At 72.4% G+C, this 23,735-nt stretch carries 17 protein-coding genes and 1 pseudogene; 9 read left to right on the top strand and 9 right to left on the bottom strand.

Annotated features, from left to right (window positions below):
* Positions 1-68: 68 nt before the first annotated feature.
* Entirely contained in the window at positions 69-851 is a 783-nt protein-coding gene (locus ACFT9I_RS27710; RefSeq protein WP_382568600.1) for a S1 family peptidase, read from the bottom strand.
* Positions 852-1,231: 380 nt separating this feature from the next.
* Between ACFT9I_RS27710 and ACFT9I_RS27705 the strand changes: the two genes are divergently transcribed.
* Complete coding sequence (locus ACFT9I_RS27705) at positions 1,232-2,167, top strand: hypothetical protein (protein ID WP_382568598.1); 936 nt, start codon at positions 1,232-1,234, stop codon at positions 2,165-2,167.
* Positions 2,168-2,262: 95 nt separating this feature from the next.
* On the top strand, positions 2,263-3,792 hold the full coding sequence (locus tag ACFT9I_RS27700; RefSeq protein WP_382568595.1) for an ankyrin repeat domain-containing protein: 1,530 nt from the start codon (positions 2,263-2,265) through the stop codon (positions 3,790-3,792).
* Positions 3,793-3,833: 41 nt separating this feature from the next.
* Here ACFT9I_RS27700 and ACFT9I_RS27695 read toward each other — a convergent pair whose 3' ends face one another.
* From ACFT9I_RS27695 to ACFT9I_RS27660, 8 genes are all read right to left on the bottom strand, one after another.
* The gene (locus ACFT9I_RS27695; RefSeq protein ID WP_382568593.1) at positions 3,834-4,220 is read right to left on the bottom strand and encodes a barstar family protein; all 387 of its coding nucleotides are present in this window, start codon (positions 4,218-4,220) and stop codon (positions 3,834-3,836) included.
* A gap of 46 nt (positions 4,221-4,266) precedes the next feature.
* Positions 4,267-4,656 (bottom strand): ribonuclease domain-containing protein, encoded by a 390-nt coding sequence (locus ACFT9I_RS27690; RefSeq protein WP_382568591.1) that lies wholly within the window; start codon positions 4,654-4,656, stop codon positions 4,267-4,269.
* A 171-nt stretch (positions 4,657-4,827) separates the two neighbouring features.
* Positions 4,828-6,390, bottom strand: coding sequence for a DEAD/DEAH box helicase (locus tag ACFT9I_RS27685; RefSeq protein WP_382568589.1), 1,563 nt, complete (start codon positions 6,388-6,390; stop codon positions 4,828-4,830).
* A gap of 94 nt (positions 6,391-6,484) precedes the next feature.
* Positions 6,485-6,688 (bottom strand): cold-shock protein, encoded by a 204-nt coding sequence (locus tag ACFT9I_RS27680; RefSeq protein WP_015607926.1) that lies wholly within the window; start codon positions 6,686-6,688, stop codon positions 6,485-6,487.
* 246 nt (positions 6,689-6,934) lie between these two features.
* Entirely contained in the window at positions 6,935-7,681 is a 747-nt protein-coding gene (locus ACFT9I_RS27675; protein ID WP_382568587.1) for a VWA domain-containing protein, read from the bottom strand.
* A 207-nt stretch (positions 7,682-7,888) separates the two neighbouring features.
* Positions 7,889-9,349, bottom strand: coding sequence for a glutamate synthase subunit beta (locus ACFT9I_RS27670; RefSeq protein ID WP_382568585.1), 1,461 nt, complete (start codon positions 9,347-9,349; stop codon positions 7,889-7,891).
* Entirely contained in the window at positions 9,342-13,922 is a 4,581-nt protein-coding gene (gene gltB / locus ACFT9I_RS27665; RefSeq protein WP_382568583.1) for a glutamate synthase large subunit, read from the bottom strand. The genes ACFT9I_RS27670 and gltB overlap by 8 nt, the downstream gene beginning before the upstream one ends.
* Positions 13,923-14,391: 469 nt before the next feature.
* Complete coding sequence (locus ACFT9I_RS27660) at positions 14,392-15,111, bottom strand: VIT1/CCC1 transporter family protein (protein ID WP_382568610.1); 720 nt, start codon at positions 15,109-15,111, stop codon at positions 14,392-14,394.
* 237 nt (positions 15,112-15,348) lie between these two features.
* Between ACFT9I_RS27660 and ACFT9I_RS27655 the strand changes: the two genes are divergently transcribed.
* From ACFT9I_RS27655 to ACFT9I_RS27625, 7 genes and pseudogenes are all read left to right on the top strand, one after another.
* Positions 15,349-16,380, top strand: a complete 1,032-nt coding sequence (locus ACFT9I_RS27655) for an ADP-ribosylglycohydrolase family protein (RefSeq protein WP_382568608.1) — start codon at positions 15,349-15,351, stop codon at positions 16,378-16,380.
* A 473-nt stretch (positions 16,381-16,853) separates the two neighbouring features.
* On the top strand, positions 16,854-18,131 hold the full coding sequence (locus tag ACFT9I_RS27650) for an ADP-ribosylglycohydrolase family protein (protein ID WP_382568581.1): 1,278 nt from the start codon (positions 16,854-16,856) through the stop codon (positions 18,129-18,131).
* A gap of 56 nt (positions 18,132-18,187) precedes the next feature.
* Positions 18,188-19,378: an ADP-ribosylglycohydrolase family protein gene (locus ACFT9I_RS27645; RefSeq protein WP_382568579.1), complete on the top strand. Its 1,191-nt coding sequence runs from the start codon at positions 18,188-18,190 to the stop codon at positions 19,376-19,378.
* Entirely contained in the window at positions 19,375-20,793 is a 1,419-nt protein-coding gene (locus ACFT9I_RS27640) for an ADP-ribosylglycohydrolase family protein (protein ID WP_382568577.1), read from the top strand. Before ACFT9I_RS27645 ends, ACFT9I_RS27640 begins: the two co-directional genes overlap by 4 nt.
* Positions 20,790-21,678: pseudogene (gene rbsK / locus ACFT9I_RS27635) on the top strand (ribokinase). Before ACFT9I_RS27640 ends, rbsK begins: the two are co-directional and overlap by 4 nt.
* Positions 21,675-22,895, top strand: coding sequence for a CaiB/BaiF CoA transferase family protein (locus tag ACFT9I_RS27630; protein ID WP_382568575.1), 1,221 nt, complete (start codon positions 21,675-21,677; stop codon positions 22,893-22,895). The pseudogene rbsK and the gene ACFT9I_RS27630 overlap by 4 nt, the downstream one beginning before the upstream one ends.
* On the top strand, positions 22,892-23,719 hold the full coding sequence (locus tag ACFT9I_RS27625) for an HpcH/HpaI aldolase/citrate lyase family protein (RefSeq protein WP_382568573.1): 828 nt from the start codon (positions 22,892-22,894) through the stop codon (positions 23,717-23,719). The genes ACFT9I_RS27630 and ACFT9I_RS27625 overlap by 4 nt, the downstream gene beginning before the upstream one ends.
* Positions 23,720-23,735: the final 16 nt, after the last annotated feature.

The raw sequence follows: 23,735 nt of genomic DNA, 5'->3' as shown, positions 1-23,735 counted from the left end.
GTTCCGGACCTGTCGGTCCGGAACCCACCCCCCTCACGCACGCTCAGCGCGCGTCGGTGGACTCTTCGTCAGAGACCCGCCGCTGCCGACTGGATGTCGGCGGCGAAGGTGGACACCTCGGTGTAGACGCCCGGGAAGCCGGGCTGCGCGCAGCCCTGGCCCCAGCTGACGATGCCGACCTGGATCCAGCCGCCCGCGCCGTTGTCACGGAACATCGGGCCGCCGGAGTCGCCCTGGCAGGTGTCGACCCCGCCCTCGTCGATAAAGCCGGCGCAGATCTCCTCGGACGGGACGAGGCTGCTGCCGTACGCGCCCTCGCAGTCCGCGTCGGAGACGAACGGGACGTTGGCCTTGAGCATGTACCGCTCCTGGGCACCGCCCTCGGTGGCCGCACCCCAGCCGGCGACGGTGAACTCGCCGCTGTTGAACGAGTCGTCCGTGGCTATGTCGAGCGTGGGCAGGTCGATCGGCTCGGCGAGCTTGATCAGCGCCCAGTCCTTGCCGGTGCCGTTGTAGCCGGGAGCCTGGAGGATCTCCGTCGAGTTGACCTCGACGGCGTCCGGGCTCTGGAGGTCCACGACGCCCGCCGTGGCGGTGATGCTGGTGTCGGGGCCGGAGCCGTCGACGCAGTGGGCGGCGGTCAGGACGATGTCCTGCTCGTAGAGCGCGCCGCCGCAACCCATGGAGAGGCGGACCATGAAGGGGAACTCACCCTGCTCGGCGGGGGTGCCGCCGACGACCGGCGGGGCCGGGGTGGGGGCGGCCGACGCGGTGGTGGGCTGCAGGCTGACACCGGCGAGGACGACCGCGCCGACGACAGCACATCTCTTGAGGGCACGCAGGAAGCTCAACTGACTGCCTTTCGTGGGGGGAAACAGTGCATTTCGTTGTCTTGCGTGGGGCTGTCGTGCGTGAAGCTGTGTACGAATGACGCTCAGCACGTGGGGGTGCCGTACGCATGGCGAAGCCGACCGACGACCGAGAAAACGAAGACCGCCCGCGTCCGCTCGCCACAGCGTGATCCGGATTATGGGGAAGAAATCAGCCGTGGCACAAGATGTAAGTTTCAGCCAACCGAACGGTCGGGCCTCGCCCGGTGTCCGGCAACCGGCGCACGGCGTCCGCCGAGCGGTCCGCGAAGTGGCCTGCCGCCGCCCCCGCCGGCCCGCCCGTCCGGAGCCCGCCGCCGTACAGTTGAGGACGGTCGACCGTCCTACGAAGGGGTAGTGGCGTGACGGACAGAGGCGCGAACGGCAGCCCGGTCGTACACGGCTATCCGCATCTCGACACCGCGCGGGCCGCCATCACGGCGCTCTACCGCCGGTTGTCGGACGACGGCGTCCGGCAGTACGACACCAGCGTCGCGCCCGCCGACGTCGCCTTCGCGGACGCCGACGACCTCCATCTCGGGGTGCAGCGGGTGGCCCGCGCGCTGGTCCAGCAGCTGCATCTGCCGGACGCCCGGATGATCGTCAGCTTCCGCGAGATGGAGCACGCGGCGAGCGTCGAGCTGACGGCGGGGCCGGAGTACTTCATCGAACTCAACGACCGCTTCCGGACGCACCGCAGGGACATCGGCGCCGCCCTCGCGCACGAGATCACCCATGTCCTGCTGCACCGGCTCGGGCTGAGCTTCCCCGGCACCCGCGACAACGAGATCCTGACCGACACCGTGACGACCTATCTGGGCGCGGGCTGGCTGCTGCTCGACGCGTTCCGGGAGGACCGGGACTCCAGCCAGAAGCTCGGCTATCTGACGCCGGAGGAGTTCGGCTACGTGCTGGCCAAGCGCGCCATCGTGTTCAACGAGGACCCGGGCATCTGGTTCACCAGCCCGCAGGGCTACACCGCGTACACGAAGGGCAAGGCCCAGGCCGTACGGGACGAGCAGCAGCCGCCGCTGACCACGGCGGGCTGGTCGGGGCGGCACCGGTACGCCAAGGACCGGCGTTACGCGCTCGACCACCCCGGCGAGTCCGGGTCGGGGTCGGGTTTCGGGTCCGGGTCCGGGGACGCGGGGCGCGCGTACGCCTTCGAGACGCTTCCCGACGGACTGCGGGTGTCGTTCCCCTGCCCCACCTGCCATCAGCGCATCCGCGTACCGGTCAGGGGCCGGGTCCGCGCACGGTGCCAGCTCTGTCACACCGTGCTCGACTGCGACACCTGAACTGCCCCTCCCCGAAGGGGACTTCACCGCATGTGACAGACGGTCATCGATTTGTCGATTTGGCGTGAATGACCTTCCCGAGCGAAGGTCGAAGTATGACGAATGAGCGGACAGCGGGCTCCGACCGCGCGCGGGACGAGCTGTTCTCGGCCGTGTACGAGGGCCGGGACGACGCTGTCGTCGCGCTGCTCCGCTCCGGCGTCCCCGCCGAGGCGACCGATCAGGACGGCCAGAGCGCCCTCTACGCCGCCGCGGTGAGCGACGGGCCCGGCGCGGTCCGGCTGCTGCTGGCGGCGGGCGCCGACCCCGAGCGCGTGAGCGGACCCGACGGCGGTGACCTCCCGCTGTGCGGGGCCGCGTGCGGGGGTCATACGGAGGTGGTGCTGGCCCTGCTGGCGGCGGGCGCGCAGGCCGACCGGCGCGAGGCGTACGGCTTCACGGCGCTGGCCTGGGCCGTCGGGCAGGGCCACACGGACACGGTGGAGGCGCTGCTGGCGCACGGTGCGGACCCCGACCTGCCCGGCCCCGGCGGCGGCGCCCCGGACGGCGAGCCGCCTCTGGTGACGGCCGCCCGGCGCGGCTCGCCGTCGACCGTGCGGGCCCTGCTGCGGCACGGCGCGGGCGCGCGCGAGGAAGCGCTGGCCGAGGCGCGGCGGTGGACCGCGCCGGAGGCGGTGGAGCACGAACTGCACGCCGAACTGCTGCCGATGGCCGGTGAGGGGGACGAGACGGTCGTGCGCCGGACCGAGGAGGACGGCGGGGTGACGGTCGTCGTCGAGACGCTGAAGGACGGTGTGCCGGTCGCGAGCCTGGAGCGGCAGACCGGGCACGGGGCGATCGCCACGCTGCTGGAGGAGTCCCTGGGCGTCCGGACGCCGTTCGAGGAACTGGCGGCGCGGGCGCTGCGGTGCGCGGTGCCGGACCGGGACGGCTGGCGGGAGCCGGTGGCCGCGCTGTGGCGGCGGGGCGACGAGGAGTCGTTCCAGGCGGCGCTCGCCTGGTGCGCGAGCGACGACGCGCCGCGTCGCGCCTTCGCCGCCGACGTACTCGCGCGGCTGGGCGCGGCGGACGGGAGCAGGCCGTTCGCGGCCCGCGCGGTGCCGCCGCTAAGGGAGTTGTGCGCGGGCGCGGACACGCCGGAGCTGATCGGCGCGTGCGTCACCGCGCTCGGGGAGCAGGGCGAGCCGGCCGCCCTGCCGGAGATCCTGCGGCACGCCGGGCATCCGGACGTGGGGATACGCCGCCGGGTGGCCGTCGCGCTGGCCGCTCTGGTGCCGGGCGGTCACGAGGCGGGGGTCGGGGCGCTGACGGCGCTGAGCGCGGACCTCGACAACGCGGTGCGGGAGCGGGCGACGACGGCCCTGGCGGGGGCCGACGCCGACACGCCCGCGATCCGCGAGGCACTCGCGGCGCGGCTGAGGGACCCGGTGGCGGTCACGGCGGCCGAGGCGGCGCGGGGTCTCGCGGCGCGCCGGGATCCGCGGGCGGTGGACGCCTTGGCGCGCCTGCTCGCCGACGGGTCGGTGACCGGCCGCGCGCGGGAGGCGGCGGCCGACGCGGTGCGCAGGCTGCCGGACGCCGCGGTCCGGCGCAGGCTGGCGGGGCTGCTGCCGCGCGGCCGGTGAAGCCCTGGCGGTGAGACCCCGGCGGTGAAGCCCCGGCCGCGTCAGAGCAGTCGCAGTACGCCCGGCGCGCGGTCCTCGATGATCTCCGTGAGCCAGTCGAAGACCGTACTGCCACGGCCGGCTTCGGCCTCGGTCAACTGCCCTTGCACCCAGGCCCTGTTGGCCTCCGGTACGCGCGCCAGCCGGAGCCGGAGCTGCCGCGCCGTCTCCTCGTGGCCCAGCGCGCGGCGCGAGAGGTCGTGGTCGCGCCACTCGATGACGAAGTCCCGGTCGTCGGGGGTCCCGTAGCCGCCGCCGAGGCAGTCGGCGAACGCGTCGAGGTTACGGCCGAAGTAGCCGTCCGGCCCGTTCACGGCCTCGCCGATCACCTCCCAGAAACGCTCCAGGCCGGTGACCTCCGCCCCGGGGATCACATACGTCACAGTCATGGGGCGGAGGCTACCTGTCTGTCGTCGTACCGGCGGTGGGGCGGGATCAGCAGCCGTGGTCGACCAGGTCGAAGGACTCGTAGTGGTCGGCGGTGTAGTAGTCCTGCTGGGTGTTGCCGGTCACGATGCGGCGCGCGCCGCGGTCGGGAGAGCCGGGCGTCTTGACGGTGTACTCGTGGTAGTAGCCGGTGGACTGCTGCGGCAGGATGCCCTCGCGGTTCTGGAAGACCCCGCCGTCCTGCGGGTACGGGTAGGGCCCGCCCGCGTCGATCAGGTCGAGGGTGTCGTGCGCCTGGGACGGCAGGTCGGAGTAGCAGATGTCGCCGACCGCGAGCGGGGCGGCGGTGGCCGTGGTCGCGACCGTGCCGCCGACGAGGAGGGTGGACAGGAGGGCGGCGGCGCCGCCGATGAGGGCGATTCGTGGGGGGATTCGCATGCCCACATGATGACGCGCGTAGACGTGAGCACGTCAATGCCAAGTCGGTGGAGTTTTCGGGAAGTTAACCGGCCGGTACGGGCACGACATCCGCCCGTTGTCGTCGGTTTGTCGTCGAGGGCCGGACAGGCTGTCAGCCCGTCCGGCCCTCGATGAACAGATAGGCGTCGACTACGCCGCGGTGCGGCGGCCACCCTCGGCGCCACGCTCCGGCGGCCGGCCACGACGACCGCCGCGGCTGCCTCGCCCGGAGCCACCGGCACCGGCACCGGCCGCGCCCAGTCGGGCCCCGCCGCCGCTGCCGCCCGAACCGGCGCCGTTGCTCCGCCGCGCCGGACGCGACGCGCGCGCCTTCTGCGGCTTCTGTACGGCGACCTGCGGCACCTCGATGGTGATCGCGACCCCGGAGGGCTCACGGGCGCCGGTCAGCCGTGCCAGTTCCTCGTCGGTCGACTTCACGCTGGTGATCCGGGGGGCGATACCCGCGTCGGACATCAGCCGCGTCATGTCCCGCTTCTGCTCGGGCAGGACGAGTGTCACGACGCTGCCGGACTCGCCGGCGCGCGCGGTGCGCCCGCCCCGGTGCAGATAGTCCTTGTGGTCGACGGGCGGGTCGACGTTGACGACCAGGTCGAGGTCGTCGACGTGGATGCCGCGCGCCGCGACGTTCGTCGCGACGAGCACGGTCACCAGCCCGGTCTTGAACTGGTCGAGCGTCCGGTTGCGCTGCGGCTGCGACCGGCCGCCGTGCAGGCCGGAGGCTCGTACACCGCTCGCCAGCAGCCGCTTGACCAGCCGGTCCACCGCCCGCTTGGTGTCCAGGAACAGCAGCACCCGGCCCTCACGGGCCGCGATGCGCATCGTGACGGCCTTCTTGTCGGTCTCGTCCATGACGTACAGAAGGTGGTGCTCCATCGTCGTGACCGCGCCCTGGGAGGGGTCGACGGAGTGGACGACGGGGTCGGTCAGGTACTGCCGTACGAGCCGGTCGATGTTCTTGTCCAGCGTCGCGGAGAACAGCATCCGCTGCCCGTCCGGCCGCACCTGCTTCAGCAGCGCGGTGACCTGCGGCATGAAGCCCATGTCGGCCATCTGGTCGGCCTCGTCGAGGACGGTGATGGTGACCTGGTCCAGCCGGCAGTCGCCGCGCTCGATGAGGTCCTTGAGCCGGCCCGGCGTCGCCACGAGCACTTCGGCGCCGCGGCGCAGCTGTCCGGCCTGCTTGCTGATCGACAGACCGCCGACGACGGTCGCCATGCGCAGGTTCACGGCGGTGGCGTACGGGGTGAGGGCGTCGGTGACCTGCTGCGCCAGCTCGCGCGTCGGCACCAGCACCATCGCGTACGGCGCGCGCGGCTCGGCGCGGCGGCCGGCGAGCCGGGCCAGCAGCGCGAGTCCGAAGGCGAGGGTCTTACCGGATCCGGTACGGCCCCGGCCGAGGATGTCGCGGCCCGCGAGGGAGTTCGGGAGGGTGGCGCCCTGGATCGGGAAGGGCTCGGTCACACCCAGTGAGGTGAGGGTCTTGAGCAGGGCCGCGGGCATGTCGAGCTCGTCGAACGCCTCGACGGCGGGCAGCGCGGGGGTGATGGTTTCCGGCAGCGTGAACTCCTGCGGGCGCGCGGCGCGGCGGACCGGCGTCTTTGCCGTGCCTTTCGCGGGGCTCTTGGCGCGGGAGTTGACCGGGCGCTTGCCGGCCGGGCGGGGTGCGCGGGCCGGGCGTTCGGAGCGAGTCATTCGGTTAAAGAACCTTCCTGGGCCTGTGGACAGCACAAGCCGGGACCCGCACCGTGCAGGTGCGGGCCCCGGCTGCGAGGTACGCGTCCGGAAATTAGGCCGGGACGATGTTCTCCGCCTGCGGGCCCTTCTGGCCCTGCGTGACGTCGAACGAGACCTTCTGGCCCTCCTGGAGCTCACGGAAGCCCTGGGTGGCGATGTTCGAGTAGTGGGCGAAGACGTCGGCGCCGCCGCCGTCCTGCTCGATGAAGCCGAAGCCCTTTTCCGAGTTGAACCACTTCACGGTTCCAGTAGCCATGTCATTCTCCTAAAACAGGTGCAGAGACGAATCCGCACTTCACGGATTCCTCGTCGCCGCATTGAGCCCCATCCGGAGAAGCCGGCGAAAACAATAAAATGCGCCTGAGGAACATTCCCGTCAGGCGCACATAAAGTTCATGGGTACCAAAACTGCAACGCAGTCAGCCTAGCACGCCCTCGGGGCCGACGTGGGCCCGACACGCCCGGGGCCGATCGAACACCGTCCGGGCGGTGTCGTGGCCGGTCAGCCGCGGACGATGCCCCGCGCGCGGGCCGCGCCGAGCCACTGCGGGAATTCCGCGACGAGCCGGTCGTACAGGACGTCGTCCGGCACCTCGCGCGGGTCGGGACCGGCGTGGAAGAAGCCCACGTTGTCGACGGACCGCTTCTGTGGGACGGCCAACTCGTCAAGTTTCGAGAGGAAGTTGAACTGCGAGCTGCGCTTGTTCCCGAAGCCGACGAACTGCCAGAACAGTGGCAGTTCGGCCGCTTTGCAGAGATAGCGCTCGGCGGCGAGTTTGTTGATGGGTCCGCCGTCGGTCTGGAAGACCACCAGGGCGGGCGCGGTGGACCCGCTGTCCAGATAGTGGTCGATCACCGCGTCCATGGCGAGGTGGTAGCTGGTCTTGCCCATGTGCCCGAGCCCGGCCACGATCCGGTCGATACGGCCGCGGTGGTCGGCGAGCGCGATGTCCGTCTCGGCGTCGATGTCCGTGGAGAAGAACACGACGGGCACGACACCGTCGTCGTCCAGATTCGCCGAGAGGCCGAGCACCCGGTCGGCGAAGGCCTGGACGCTGCCGTCCTGGTAGTACTCGCGCATCGATCCCGAGTAGTCCAGGACCAGATAAACGGCGGCGCGCTGACCGCTCATCCCGTGCTTGCGCAGTGACACGCCCGCCGCCCGGTAGTGCTCGACGAGCGCGGGCGCGGTCTCCTCGACCTTGCGGAGACTGATCGCGGGGCCTCCCGCGAGGGGCGCTGTGGTCATGAGTGCTGCCGTTCACTCGACGAGGCCGACCGGGCCGTCACGGGCGCGGGGGGTCCGTCGAGGTTACACAGCATCAGAAGCACATGCCACGGCGCCCGCCGTCGTCCGGTCGGGGACTGGCGGGCGCCGTGTCTTGCGGAGGGTCCAGGGGACGTCCCCCGGGCCGTCACCGCCCGTACGCCGTTGTACGGGACGTTCTCTGCTCCGTCAGACCGTGAGTGAGCGGTCCGTCGGGCGGATCGGGGCGTGCAGATCGCTCGCTCCGGTCAGATAGCTGTCGACGCCGCGCGCCGCCGAACGGCCTTCGGCGATGGCCCACACGATCAGGGACTGACCGCGACCCGCGTCACCGGCAACGTACACGCCGTCGACGTTGGTCGCGTAGTCGGCGTCCCGTGCGATGTTGCCGCGCGCGTCCAGTTCGAGGCCGAACTGGTCGACCAGGCCGTTCTCCTGGTCGGTTCCGGTGAAGCCCATCGCGAGGGTGACCAGCTGGGCGGGGATGGTCCGCTCGCTGCCCGGCTTCGGCACCGGACGGCCGTCGGCGAACTCGACCTCGGTGAGGTGCAGCGACTGGACGTTGCCGTCCTCGTCGCCCTCGAAGTGGGTGGTGGAGACGGAGTAGATCCGCTCGCCGCCCTCCTCGTGCGCGGAGGAGACCTTGTAGAGCATCGGGAAGGTCGGCCAGGGCTGGTTCGGGGCCCGGTCATCGCCCGGCCGGGGCATGATCTCCAGCTGGGTGACGGACGCGGCGCCCTGGCGGTGCGCCGTACCGACGCAGTCCGCGCCGGTGTCGCCGCCGCCGATGACCACGACGTGCTTGCCCTCGGCGCTGATCGGGGAGACCGTCAGGTCGCCCTCGCGCACCTTGTTGGCGAGCGGCAGGTACTCCATGGCGAAGTGGATGCCCTTGAGCTCACGGCCGGGCACGGGCAGGTCGCGGGAGACGGTGGCGCCTGCCGCGATGACCACGGCGTCGTAGCGCCTGCGGAGCTTCGCCGCGTCGATGTCGCGGCCGATCTCCGTCTCCGTACGGAACTTGGTGCCCTCCGCGCGCATCTGCTCGATACGGCGGTTGATGTGGGACTTCTCCATCTTGAACTCGGGGATGCCGTAGCGCAGCAGGCCGCCGATGCGGTCGGCGCGCTCGTACACGGCGACCGTGTGGCCGGCCCGGGTGAGCTGCTGGGCCGCGGCCAGGCCGGCCGGGCCCGAGCCGATGACGGCGACCGTCTTGCCGGACAGCCGCTCCGGGGGGCGCGGGACGACGTCGCCCTTGTCCCACGCCTTGTCGATGATGGCGACCTCGACGTTCTTGATCGTGACGGCGGGCTGGTTGATGGCCAGTACGCACGCGGACTCGCACGGCGCGGGGCAGAGCCGGCCGGTGAACTCCGGGAAGTTGTTGGTGGCGTGCAGGCGCTCGCTCGCCGCCGTCCAGTCCTCGCGGTACGCGTAGTCGTTCCACTCGGGGATGAGATTGCCGAGCGGACACCCCTGGTGGCAGAAGGGGATGCCGCAATCCATGCAGCGCCCGGCCTGCTTGCTGATGATCGGGAGCAGCGAGCCCGGAACGTAGACCTCGTTCCAGTCCTTCTTGCGCTCCTCCACGGGGCGGGTCTTGGCCGTCTCGCGCCCGGTGGTCAGGAAGCCCTTGGGGTCAGCCATTGGTCGCCGCCTCCATCATCTTCTCGGTGGTCTCCTGCTCGGAGAGACCGGCCAGCTCAGCGGCGTCCTTGGCGGCGAGCACTGCCTTGTAGGTGGAAGGGATGATCTTGCTGAAGCGGGCCACGGAGGTGTCCCAGTCGGTCAGCAGCTTCTCGGCGACGGTGGAGCCGGTCTCCTCGTGGTGGCGGCGCACGACATCGTGCAGCCACTCCTTGTCGGTCGCGGAGAGGTCGGTCTCGACGGCGCCGAGGTTGCCGGCGTTGACGTTGTCCGGGTCGAGGTCGATGACGTACGCGACGCCGCCGGACATGCCGGCCGCGAAGTTGCGTCCCGTCTCGCCGAGTACGACGGCGTGGCCGCCGGTCATGTACTCGCAGCCGTGGTCGCCGACGCCCTCGGAGACCACCGTGGCACCGGAGTTACGGACGCAGAAGCGCTCGCCGGTGCGGCCGCGCAGGAACAGTTCGCCGCCGGTCGCGCCGTACGCGATGGTGTTGCCCGCGATGGTCGAGTACTCGGCGAGATGGTCGGCGCCCCGGTCGGGGCGGACGACGACCCGGCCGCCGGAGAGGCCCTTGCCGACGTAGTCGTTGGCGTCGCCCTCCAGGCGCAGCGTGACGCCGCTGGGCAGGAAGGCGCCGAAGGACTGGCCCGCCGAGCCGGTGAAGGTGATGTCGATGGTGTCGTCGGGCAGGCCCGCGCCACCGAACTTCTTGGTCACCTCGTGGCCGAGCATCGTGCCGACGGTGCGGTTGATGTTGCGGATCGCGATCTGCGCGCGGACCGGCTGGGCACTCTCGGCGCTCTCGGCACCGAGCGCGTCGGCGGCGAGCTTGATCAGCTGGTTGTCGAGCGCCTTGGCCAGGCCGTGGTCCTGCTCGACGGTCCGGTGCCGTACGGCGCCGGCCCCCAGGATCGGTACGTGGAAGAGGGGCTTGAGGTCCAGGCCCTGCGCCTTCCAGTGGTTCACGGCCCGCTCGGTGTCCAGGAACTCGGCGTGGCCGACGGCCTCTTCGAGCGTACGGAAGCCCAGCTCGGCCAGGATCTCGCGGACCTCCTCGGCGATGAACTCGAAGAAGTTGACGACGTACTCGGCCTTGCCGGTGAAGCGCTCGCGCAGCACCGGGTTCTGGGTGGCGATGCCCACCGGACAGGTGTCGAGGTGGCAGACGCGCATCATGACGCAGCCGGAGACGACGAGCGGCGCGGTGGCGAAGCCGAACTCCTCGGCGCCCAGCAGCGCGGCGACGACGACGTCGCGGCCGGTCTTGAGCTGGCCGTCGGTCTGCACGACGATGCGGTCGCGCAGCCCGTTGAGCAGCAGGGTCTGCTGGGTCTCGGCGAGGCCCAGCTCCCAGGGGCCGCCCGCGTGCTTGAGCGAGGTGAGCGGGGAGGCGCCCGTACCGCCGTCGTGTCCGGAGATCAGGACGACGTCGGCGTGTGCCTTGGAGACACCGGCGGCGACCGTGCCGACGCCGACCTCGGAGACCAGCTTCACGTGGATGCGGGCGGCCGGGTTGGCGTTCTTGAGGTCGTGGATCAGCTGGGCGAGGTCTTCGATGGAGTAGATGTCGTGGTGCGGGGGCGGCGAGATGAGGCCGACGCCGGGTGTGGAGTGCCGGGTCTTGGCGACCCACGGGTAGACCTTGTGGCCGGGCAGCTGGCCGCCCTCGCCGGGCTTGGCGCCCTGGGCCATCTTGATCTGGATGTCGTCGGCGTTGACGAGGTATTCGCTGGTGACGCCGAAGCGGCCGGAGGCGACCTGCTTGATGGACGAGCGGCGCTTCGGGTCGTGGAGCCGGTCGGCGTCCTCGCCGCCCTCGCCGGTGTTGGACTTGCCGCCGAGCTGGTTCATCGCGATGGCGAGGGTCTCGTGCGCCTCCTTGGAGATGGAGCCGTACGACATGGCGCCGGTGGAGAAGCGCTTGACGATCTCGGAGGCGGGCTCGACCTCGTCCAGGGCGACCGGCTCGCGGCCGGAGTCGAAGTTGAAGAGTCCGCGCAGCGTCATGAGGCGCTCGGACTGCTCGTTCACCCGCTCCGTGTACTGCTTGAAGATGTCGTAGCGGCGGTTGCGCGTGGCGTGCTGGAGGCGGAAGACGGTGTCCGGGTCGAAGAGGTGCGGTTCGCCCTCGCGGCGCCACTGGTACTCGCCGCCGATGTCCAGCGCGCGGTGCGACGCGGAGATGCCGGAGGCCGGGTAGCCCTTGGCGTGGCGGGCGGCGACCTCCTGGGCGACGATGTCGAGACCGGCGCCGCCGATCTTGGTCGCCGTACCGCTGAAGTACGTCTCCACGAAGGCCTCGTCGAGACCGACGGCCTCGAAGACCTGCGCGCCCCGGTAGGAGGCGACGGTGGAGATGCCCATCTTGGACATGACCTTCAGGACGCCCTTGCCGAGCGCGTAGATCAGGTTGCGGATGGCCTGCTCGGGCTCCAGGCCCTCGATGAACGTGCCCGCGCGGACGAGGTCCTCGACGGACTCCATCGCGAGGTACGGGTTGACGGCGGCGGCGCCGTAGCCGATGAGCAGCGCGACGTGGTGCACCTCGCGTACGTCGCCGGCCTCGACCAGCAGCCCCACCTGGGTGCGCTGCTTGGTGCGGATGAGGTGGTGGTGCACGGCGGCGGTGAGCAGCAGCGACGGGATGGGCGCGTGCTCGGCGTCGGAGTGCCGGTCGGAGAGCACGATGATGCGCGCGCCGCTCTCGATGGCGGCGTCGGCCTCGGCGCGGATCTCCTCGATACGGGCGGCCAGGGCCTCGCCTCCGCCGCTGACCCGGTAGAGGCCGGAGAGCGTGGCGGCGGTCATGCCCGGCATGTCGCCGTCGGCGTTGACGTGTATGAGCTTGGCCAGCTCGTCGTTGTCGATCACCGGGAAGGGCAGCGTGACGCTGCGGCAGGCCGCGGCGGTCGGCTTCAGGATGTTGCCCTGGGGGCCGAGGGTGGAGCGCAGCGAGGTGACGAGCTCCTCGCGGATGGCGTCCAGCGGCGGGTTCGTGACCTGCGCGAACAGCTGGGTGAAGTAGTCGAACAGCAGCCGGGGGCGGGCGGAGAGCGCGGCGATCGGGCTGTCGGTGCCCATGGAGCCGAGCGGTTCGCCGCCGGTGCGGGCCATCGGGGCGAGGATGATCCGCAGCTCCTCCTCGGTGTAGCCGAAGGTCTGCTGGCGGCGGGTGACGGAGGCGTGCGTGTGCACGATGTGCTCGCGCTCGGGGAGGTCCTCCAGCTCGATCTCGCCGGCTTCCAGCCACTCCTGGTAGGGCTTCTCGGCGGCGAGGGTCGCCTTGATCTCGTCGTCCTCGATGATGCGGTGCTCGGCTGTGTCGACGAGGAACATCCGGCCGGGCTGGAGGCGGCCCTTGCGGACGACCTTCGCGGGGTCGATGTCGAGGACGCCGACCTCGGAGGAGAGGACGACGAGGCCGTCGTCGGTGACCCAGTAGCGGCCGGGGCGCAGTCCGTTGCGGTCGAGGACCGCGCCGACCTGGACGCCGTCGGTGAAGGTGACGCAGGCGGGGCCGTCCCAGGGCTCCATCATCGTGGAGTGGTACTGGTAGAAGGCGCGCCGGGCGGGGTCCATCGAGTCGTGGTTCTCCCACGCCTCGGGGACCATCATCAGCACGGAGTGCGGCAGCGACCGGCCGCCGAGGTGGAGCAGTTCCAGGACCTCGTCGAAGGACGCCGAGTCGGAGGCGTCGGGGGTGCAGACCGGGAAGGTGCTCTCCAGCGTGCGGGGGTCGTCACCGAACACGTCGGAGGCGAGCAGGGACTCGCGGGCCTTCATCCAGTTGCGGTTGCCCTTGACCGTGTTGATCTCGCCGTTGTGCGCGACGAAGCGGTACGGGTGGGCGAGCGGCCAGCTCGGGAAGGTGTTGGTGGAGAAGCGCGAGTGGACCACGGCGACCGCGGTCGCGAAGCGGCGGTCGGAGAGGTCGGGGAAGAAGGGCTCCAGCTGGCCGGTGGTCAGCATGCCCTTGTAGACGATCGTGCGGGCGGAGAGCGAGGGGAAGTAGATCCCGGCCTCGCGCTCGGCGCGCTTGCGCAGGACGAACGCCTTGCGGTCGAGGTCGATGCCCGTGCGGGCGTCGTCGCCGCGGCCGGCGGCGACGAACAGCTGGCGGAAGACCGGCATCGTGGCGCGCGCGATGGCACCGAGCATCTGCGGGGCGACCGGCACGTCGCGCCAGCCGAGGACGTCGATGCCTTCCTCGGCGGCGATCGTCTCGATCTGTGAGACGAATTCGTCCGGGTTCTCGGCGGGCAGGAAGGCGATTCCGACGGCGTACGAGCCGGCCTCGGGCAGCGCGAAGTCGGTCACCTCACGCAGGAAGGCGTCCGGGATCTGGAGCAGGATTCCGGCGCCGTCGCCGGAGTCGGGCTCGGAGCCGGTGGCGCCGCGGTGTTCGAGATTGCGCAGTACGGTCAGCGCCTGCTCGACCATCTCGTGGCCGGGCACACCGGTCAGGGTGGCCACGAACCCGACGCCACAGGCGTCGTGCTCGTTACGGGGGTCATACATGCCCTGCGCAGCGGGGCGGCCATCCATGGGCGACCAGGCGTCGAAACGCATCGGCTCTCCCGTCGTCGTCGTGGCATTTGCGATGAACCGAGGGACGACGTTGGCCCAGGGCAAAATTTCGTGCAGGTTACATGATGGGTCGGCTGCTCAGGAAGCGGAAAGCTGATTCCAACATGTGGACGCCGTGCGTGGCCGCCGTACGTGGCGGCGAAGGTAGGCCAGAGGTGATCGGAGGCGAACGGAACGCCGGACACCGGACCACGGCGGAGCGGGCTTCTTTGCCCGCAGCGCCTACGGCTCATGCCCGGAGTTCAAGCGTTCGAAACAACCGGGTAACGGCTAAATATGTGACGCCATGCATAGTGTCCCACTCGGGTGGGGCAACCGCCGATGGATGGTCGAGGGATGTTCGTCACCACAGTGACGGCACCGCCCCGACCGCGCAATATGTCGCGCGTGGGGCGTCTGTCCAAGTGTGCCGTACGAGTCGTACGAGCCCTGTGCGAGCCGTACACGCGCCTCAGACGGCGGCCCCGAAGAGCGTCCCGAGCCCGTACGTGAGGGCCGCCGCCGTACCACCGAGGACGAGCTGGCGCAGACCGCTGTACCACCAGCTACGCGCGGTCACGCGTGCCACCAGCGCGCCGCAGGCGAAGAGACCGACCAGGGCCACCAGCACGGCGGGCCACAGGACGGTGGCGCCGATCAGATACGGCAGGACGGGCAGCAGCGCGCCCAGCGCGAAGCAGCCGAACGACGACACCGCGGCGACCATCGGCGACGGCAGATCGTCCGGGTCGATCCCCAGCTCCTCGCGCGCGTGGATCTCCAGCGCCAGCTCGGGGTCCCGCGAGAGCTGCTCCGCGACCTGGCGCGCCAGGTCCGGCTCGACACCGCGCGACTCGTACAGCTCGGCCAGCTCCGCCATCTCGTCCTTGGGGTACTTGCGCAGCTCACGCCGCTCCACGTCCAGCTCGGCCTGGACCAGCTCGCGCTGGGACGCCACGGAGGTGTACTCCCCCGCCGCCATCGAGAAGGCGCCGGCCGCCAGGCCCGCGAGTCCGGTGATGACGATGGTCTGCCGGTCGACGGCGCCACCCGCGACACCGGTCATCAGGGCGAGGTTCGAGACGAGTCCGTCCATCGCGCCGAACACCGCGGGACGCAGCCAGCCGCCGTTCACATCGCGGTGCGTGTGATTGTCGCGGTGCGCTCCGTGGAGCGACGCCTCGTTGTCCATGACGGACACGGCTGTCCCCTTTCCCTGCTGGTCCCGCTGTTCCCCGGTGGCGGGACACCCCGCCACCGGGTTCGAAAGTACGCACGAAACGGGGCCCCCGCCAGCAAGGAAAGCCATGCTTACCAAGGGCCTGTCGGGTGACAGCGCCGCAGGTCGGACTCCTCGGGGACGTGGCGTGGGAGGCATACGAGGAAGAGGGACCTCTCCGGGGGCCCGATGCGTGCGAAAGGCCCCGCGATGGAGTTGACCGCCTGCGGTTCCGGCCCGGTTTCAGGTGTCGCCGCTCTGCGGGAGCGGGCACGTGGCGCGCTGCTCGGCCTCGCCGTCGGCGACGCGCTGGGTGCGCCCGCCGAGAACATGCGCCCCTCGGAGATCCGCCGCCGCTGGGGCCGTATCGAAGGCTTCGTCACCGACAGCCCGGCGGGCACCGACGACACCGAGTACGCGATCTTCTCCGGTCTCCTGTTGGCCAGACACGGTTCGGCCCTGACCGTCACCCATGTCGAGAACGCCTGGCACCACTGGCTGGCCGACCTCGACGAGGGCCCGTTCCGGGGAGCCGGCTTCAGCGAACGCGGCACGCTGGAGAATCTGCGCCGGGGCCTCGCCGCCCCGATCACCGCCCAGCACCGGCACGCCTGGAGCGACGGTCTCGCGATGCGGGCGGCCCCGTTCGGCGTCTTCGCCGCCGGCCGCCCGGCCGAGGCGGCCCGCCTCGTCGCGGTCGACGGCACGGTCAGCCACGACGGCGAGGGCATCTACGGCGGCCAGGCGGTGGCGGCCGGTGTCGCCGCCGCGATGACGGGCGCGGGCCCGGCCTCCGTGGTCGCGGCGGCGCTCTCCGCGATCCCGATGGACTCCTGGACGGCCCGCTCCCTGCGCCGCGCGGTGGTCGCGGCGGGCCGCGAGTACCCCGACACGCTGACCATGGAGCGGGCGGTACGCTCGGCGGTCGTCATCGGCGGCTACCCGTGGACGGACCTGGCGCCGGAGGCGGTGGGCCTGGCGTTCGGCGCGTTCGCGGCGGCCCGCGGAGACTTCCGTACGTCGGTCCTGACGGCGGTCAACATGGGCCGCGACGCCGACACCACGGCGGCGGTCGCGGGCGCGCTGTCGGGGGCGGTGTCCGGAGCCGCGGCGATCCCCGAGGAGTGGTCCTCGGCGATCGGCCCCGTCCGCGGCAGTTGCCTGCCGTCGATGCGCGGCTACCACGTCCTGGACATCGCGGACCTGCTGACACCGGACGACGACGGGCCGGGGGCGGTGTGATGAGCGGGTCGGAGGCTGCGCACGTGGGCGACGGCGGGGAACTGCGGGCTTCGGCCCAGCGGTGTCCTCAAGCGCCGGACGGGCTGGGGGCGGGGGCCGGCGGACGGCCTGCGGCCCGCGCGGGGAGTGCGGACGAAGCGGTCACCGAACGGCGGCCGGCCCGACCGGAGACCGCAGACGAACCGAACCGCAGACTCATGTCGGCCCGGCCGTCGACCGACGACCGACCCGCCGCCGGACGAGTCCCGCCCCATCCGGCGACCGACGACCGACCGGCCACCGGGAGGAGCCCGGCCCGCGCGGGAGCTGCGGACGAAGCCGTCGCTGAACCGCTCCCAGCCCGGCCGTCGGCCGACGGCCGACTCACCGCCGGACAAACCCCAGTCCTCCCGGTGACCGGCCGCACCGCCGGACGGAGCCCGACCGGCCCAGGGACTATCGACGAACCGACCGCCGGGCGGGTCCGTCCGGCGATGGCCGACCAACCGGCGGCCCGCCCACAGACTGCGGACCACATCCTCGCCGGGCGGAGCCCTGTCGCCGCCGCGCCCCGTTGCGGGCATCTCGCCGACGGCGACCGGCAGGTGGCCCGCACGCGAACCGGCACAGGCTCCGTCCCCGAGCGTGACCGGGTCGAAGGGCTGCTGCTCGGGCTGGCCGCCGGGGATGCCGCCGGGTGGCCCGCCGCGCGGCATCGGGCCGCGCGGATGCCTGAGTGGACCCGGCGGCTCACCCGCGAGCTCGACACCTTCGCCGAGCAGAACGCGACCACCACCCTCCCCGTGCCCATCGCCCTCAACCAGCCCCCCGAGCCCCTGCGCCTCGGGCCGTCCGACGACGCCGAGTGGGCCGCCTTCGCCGCCGAGACCGTGCTCACCGCCTTCGGTGATCTCTTCGTCGGCCTCCCCGCCGACCGCAGGACGCGCGCCGCCGTCGACCTCGCCTGGAACACCCTCGCCAGCGAGGTCGCCGCGGCGGCGGACCGGGCGCCCGAGGTGGAGTCCGCCGTGCTGCCGCTGCGCGCCCGGATCTCCGTACGCGCCGGGCTCGGCAATCTCGCCACCGGACTGCGCCCGCCCGCGACCGGTCACGACAACCCGCACTACTTCGACGACGCGGCCTGCGTACGGGCCGTGGTGCTGGCGGTCGTCCATCCGGGACGGCCGCACGCCGCCGCCGAACTCGCCGAGTTCGACGCCCGCTACACGCAGGACGGCGACGGGGTGCACGGCGCCCGCGCGATGGCCGCCGCCGTCGCCGCGGCGCTCGGCGGGGCCGACACGGAGACGGCGGTCGCCGCCGCGCTCGAACAGCTCCCGGACAGCACGGAGATCGGCCGCAACGCCCAGCACGCGGTCAAGCTGGCACGGGACTTCGCACACGAGCCGGCCGGTGCGTTCGCGCTCGTCCCGCTGCTGGAGCATCAGATCGTCGACCACGTCTACAGCTACGGCATCGCGGCGGCGGAAACCGTGCCCGTCGCCCTCGCCCTGACCGTCGCCTCCGGCGGCAGCGTCTCCGCCGCCGTACCCGCCGCCGCCTGCCTCTCGCGCGTCGCGGACTCCGCGCCCGCGCTCGCCGGCGCGCTGACCGGGGCACTCGGCGGCGGCGCGGCCGTACCCCCGACCTGGCGCGACGCCTGCCGCACCCTGGCGGGCTGCGCGCTGCCCCGCCTCGCGGGGACGGACCTGGTCGAACTCGCCGGGCTGTTGACGCGCACACTCGCTGCGGCGGACCACAACTCCCCGTAGCGCCACGGGCGGCGAGCTTCACCACGACGGGACGCACCCGGGTGGACAATTCCGGCATGACGACGCTCACACCATCCGCGACGCCCACCCCCACGCCCTCCCCCACACCGACACTCCAAGACCGGATCACCGGCAGTCTCGTCGGCGCGGCCGTCGGCGACGCCCTCGGCGGCCCCGTCGAGGGCTACACCCCCGAGCAGATCATGGAGCGGCACGGCGGCCGGGTGTCCGGCGTCGTCGGTCCGTGGCACGAGGACTGGCGTACGGCGCGGCCCATCGCCCCGTACCACAAGGGCGACGGCCACGTCACCGACGACACCTTGCTGACGCACGCGCTGGTCCGGGTGTACGACAGGGTCCGCGACCACCTCGACGCGTACGCCGTCGCCGACCATCTCGTCCCCGATCTGATCTCCACACCGCGCTGGATCCCGGAGTTGGAGGCGGAGGCGCTGCCGCTCCAGCGGATCTTCCTGGCCGAGAAGTGGCTCGTCGCCCGTATCCACTACGGGCACGTCGACCCCCGCGAGGCGGGCGCCGGGAACATCGTCAACTGCGGTGCGGCGATGTACATGGCACCGGTCGGGCTCGTCAACGCGGCCAATCCGGCGGCGGCGTACGCGGAGGCCGTCGATGTCGCCGGCGCGCACCAGTCCTCGTACGGCAGGGAGGCGGCCGGAGTCCTCGCGGCGGCGGTCGCGGCGGCGTGCGTGCCGGGTGCGACGCCGACGAGTGTCGTCGACGCGTGCCTGGCGCTCGCCAAGGACGGGACGCGCGCCGCGATCGAGGCGGTGTGCGAAGTGGCCGCCGCCTACGAGGACTTCGAGCCCGCGCTGCGTCCCCTGCGGGAGGCCGTCGCACCGTTCGACACCGTGGGCCCCGACTACCGCGCCCCGTCCCTCGGCGCGCGCCGGCCCTCACGGCTGCACTCCATCGAGGAACTGCCCGTCGCGCTGGGCATGTTGCTCGTCGGCGACGGCGACTACCGCCGTACGGTGCTGGGTTCGGTCAACTACGGCCGCGACTGCGACTCGATCGCCACGATGAGCGGGGCGGTGGCCGGGGCGCTGTCCGGCGAGGCGACGGTCCCGCCGGAGTGGTCGGAGCAGGTCTCGGAGGCGAGCCGCCTCGACCTGCGCGGCCCGGGGCGGACGTTGACGGAGGTCGCGTACGAGGTCTACGAACGCGACTCGGCACGCCGCCGCGCCCATGAGTCGGCCTTCGGCGCGCTGACGGTGGCGCGATGACGGAGCCGCCGTTGCGGGTGACCTGGGTCCAGCCGGAGGACCTGCTGGGCCACGAACTCCGCCAGGCGTCCGAGGACGGCCGCGACGCGGCGGCGCCGGCCACCACCTGGCACACGTCGGGCGGCCCGCCGTCCCCGCCCCGCGCGGGCGCGTCCACCCCGCCGGCACCCGCGGAACTGCGCGCGCTGGCCCTGACGCTGCTGGACGAACTGGCCCAACTGCCAACGCCGTTGGCGGCGAAGGAACCAACGGCGCTGCCGGGGATCGTGCGAGCGTGCGGCGACAGGTGGCCGGCGGCCACAACCACCCCACAGGGGTCCGGGGGCCCGCTCCCGGTTTCGGGAAGGGGCGGGACAGGGGAAGCCCTCAGCACGCACCAGTTGCACGCTGCCTGGCTCGGCCGCGCCGCCGGATGCCTCCTCGGGAAGCCCGTCGAGAAGCTCCCCCTCCCCGCCATCCGCGCCCTCGCCCGCGCCACCGGCAACTGGCCCCTCACCACCTGGTTCACCGCCAAGGGCGTCCCTCCGGACCTCGCCGCCGCACACCCCTGGAACCGGCGCTCCGCCGGCAACTCCCTCGCCGAGAACATCGACGGCATGCCCGAGGACGACGACCTCAACTACCCGCTTCTCAACGTGCTGTTGATCCAGCGGTACGGCCGCGGCTTCCGTACCTCCGACGTGGCCCGCCTCTGGCTCGACGAGTTGCCCGCCGGGCGTACGTTCACCGCCGAGCGCGTCGCGTACCGCAATCTGCTCTCCGGGATCGAGCCGCCGGACACCGCCCGGCACCACAACCCGTTCCGGGAGTGGATCGGCGCGGCGATCCGCGCCGACGTGCACGGCTGGGCGCACCCCGGCGACCCCGCCTCGGCCGCCGCCCAGGCGCACCGGGACGCGGCGCTGACGCACACCGCCAACGGCGTGTACGGCGCGATGTTCGTCGCGGGCACCATCGCCGCGGCGGGCGGCGGCGCGGACGTGCACGCCTCCCTCCGGCAGGGCCTCGCCGTCGTACCCCCGCACTCGCGCCTCGCGGAAGCCGTGGAAAAGGCGATCGAGACGGCCCGCGCACACCAGGACTTCGACACCGTCGTCGACCGGCTGCACGCCGACCACGGCCACTACCACTGGGTCCACGCCGTCCCCAACGCCGCGCTCCTCGCCGCCGCCCTCACCCACGCCGACGGCGACTTCACCGGCTCCATCTGCCGTGCCGTGTCCGGCGGTTGGGACACCGACTCGAACGGGGCGACCGCCGGTTCCGTCGCCGGTCTGCTCGCCGGGCACCCGGACCGGCTGCCCGAGCGGTGGACGGCGCCGCTCAAGAACCGGCTCGCCACCTCCGTCGTCGGATTCGACGGCGTCGGTTTCGACGAACTCGCCCGACTCACCCAGGAGGCACTCCGCCCATGACCGGCATCGTGGTGCTCGGCAGCACCAACATGGACCTCGTCGCGTACGTCGCGCGGGCCCCGAAGCAGGGGGAGACCGTCACGGGGCGTGAGTTCCGTACGGTCCCCGGCGGCAAGGGCGCCAACCAGGCCGTCGCCGCCGCCCGCGCCGGTGGCGACGTGGCGATGATCGGCGCGGTCGGCGCCGACGAGTTCGGCGTACGGCTCCGGCACACGCTCACCTCGTCGGGCGTGGACACCGACCTCCTCCACACCGCCGAAGGCCCCTCCGGCACCGCGCACATCGTCGTGGACGACGACGGCGGCAACGCGATCGTCGTCGTCCCCGGCGCGAACGGCACCCTCACCGCGCTCGGCCCCGGCGAGGAGACCCTCATCGGCACCGCCGGCTCCCTGCTCCTCCAGCTCGAACTCCCGCTGAGCGCAGTGCTCGACGGCGCGCGGGCGGCCCGGCGGCACGGGGTACGGACGATCCTCACCCCCGCCCCCGTCCAACCGCTGCCGCCCGAACTCCTCACCGCCACCGATCTGTTGGTGCCCAACGAACACGAGGCCGCCGCGCTCGGGCGTCGCCGACCCGTACGCCGCGGCCGAGGTGCTGCTCCGTCAGGTCCCCGAGGTCGTGATCACCCTGGGCGCGGCGGGCTGTCTGTACGCGGCGCACGGCGCCGAGCCCGTCGCCGTCCCCGCGCCCAGGGTCACCGCCGTGGACACGACCGGCGCCGGCGACACGTTCGTCGGCGCGCTCGCCGTGGCGATCGGCGAGGGCCGTCCGATGGCCGCGGCGACGCGCTGGGCGTCGGCCGCCGCCGCGCTCTGCGTGCAACGCCATGGGGCGTCCACGTCCATGCCGTACCGCTCCGAGATCGACGAGGCCGCCTCATGACCGCCGAAGCCACTCCCGCTCCCGCCGAAGCCGCTCCCCCGCTGCACGGCCTGCGCGTCCTCGACCTCGCCACCCTCTTCGCCGGTCCCCTCGCCGCCACCATGCTGGGCGACTTCGGCGCCGAGGTCATCAAGGTCGAGCACCCCACCCGCCCCGACCCGTCGCGCGGGCACGGCCCCGCGAAGGACGGTGTCGGCCTCTGGTGGAAGATCCTGGGCCGCAACAAGCGCACCATCACCCTCGACCTCGCCTCCCCGCGCGGCCGCGACGTCCTGCTGCGGCTGGCCGCCGACGCGGACGTGATCGTCGAGAACTTCCGCCCCGGCACACTGGAGAGATGGGGCCTCGGCTGGGCCGAACTCGCCGCCGTCAACCCCCGGTTGGTCCTCGCCCGGGTCACCGGCTTCGGGCAGTTCGGCCCGTACTCCCACCGCCCCGGGTTCGGCACGCTCGCCGAGGCCATGAGCGGGTTCGCCGCCATGACCGGCGAGCCCGAGGGGCCGCCGACGCTGCCCCCGTTCGGTCTGGCCGACTCGATCGCCGCGCTGGCCACCGCGTACGCCGTGATGACCGCGCTCAACGGCCGGGCGACGACGGGGCGGGGCCAGGTGGTCGACCTGGCGATCATCGAGCCGATCCTGACGGTGCTGGGGCCGCAGCCGCTCTGGTACGACCAGCTCGGCTACGTACAGCCCCGTACCGGCAACCGCTCCCGTAACAACGCCCCCCGCAACACCTACCGCACCGCCGACGGCTCCTGGCTCGCGGTCTCCACCTCCGCCCAGTCGATCGCCGAGCGCGTGATGCGGCTGGTGGGCAGGGAGGAGCTGGCAGCCGAGCCGTGGTTCGGCAGCGGCAGCGGGCGGGCCGAGCACGCCGATGTGCTCGACGAGGCGGTCGGCGACTGGATCGCCCGGCATTCGCGGGAGGACGCGATGGCCGCGTTCGAGAAGGCGGAGGCGGCGATCGCGCCCGTCTACGACATCCGCGACGTCATGGACGACCCGCAGTACCGGGCGCTGGACAGCGTCACCGAGGTCCCCGACCCGGAGCTGGGCCCCATTCGTATGCAGAACGTCCTCTTCCGGCTCTCCGAGACCCCCGGCTCCATCCGGTGGGCGGGCCGCCCGCACGGCGCCGACACGGACGCGGTCCTCGCCGAGCTGGGTCTGTCGGCACCGGAGATCTCCGCCCTCCGTACGGAGGGCGCGCTGTGACCGGCGAAGCGGGGCCCGGGCACGCCCCGCTCACCTGGCTGTACGTGCCCGGGGACCGGCCCGACGTCGTACAGAAGGCGCTCGTCTCCGGGGCCGACGCGGTGATCGTCGACCTGGAGGACGCGGTGGCCCCCGACCGCAGGGATTACGCGCGCGCCGCGACGGCCGAACTGCTGGCATCGTCCGACCCCACGCCCGTCCATGTCCGTATCGCCGACGAGGACGACATCCCCGCCCTGGCCGGGCTCCCCGGCCTGGCCGGCCTGCGGCTGCCGAAGGTCACCCGGGCCTCGGACATCCGCCGGGTCGCCGCAACCGCCCCGGACACCCCGCTGTACGCGCTCCTCGAATGCGCCCTGGCCGTCGAGAACGCCCACGCCATCGCCGCGGCCCATCCCGCCGTGCGGGGTATCGCGCTCGGCGAGGCCGACCTCCGCGCCGATCTCGGGGTACGGAACGATGCCGGGCTCGACTGGCCGCGCAGCCGCGTCGTGGTGGCGGCGCGGGCCGCCGGTCTGCCGGCGCCCGTCCAGTCCGTCTACCCGGACGTGCGGGACCTGGAAGGGCTGGCCGCCTCGTGCGCGCACGGGCGCTCGCTCGGCTTCTTCGGGCGGTCGGCGATCCATCCGCGCCAGTTGCCGGTGATCGAGCGCGCGTATCTGCCCACGGCGCGGGAGGTGGAGTCGGCCGCCGAGATCGTCGAGGCGGCGGCCACGGGCACGGGGGCGCTGGCGCTGCCGGACGGGCGGTTCGTGGACGCGGCGATCGTGGCGGCGGCGCACCGCACGCTGTTCCTGGCCGGACGGGCGACCACGCGGGCCTGACCGCCAGCAGCACGCG

The sequence above is a fragment of the Streptomyces sp. NPDC057137 genome, from assembly GCF_042670825.1.
Lineage (GTDB): Bacteria > Actinomycetota > Actinomycetes > Streptomycetales > Streptomycetaceae > Streptomyces.
This window is presented reverse-complemented; position numbering and strand designations above follow the sequence as displayed.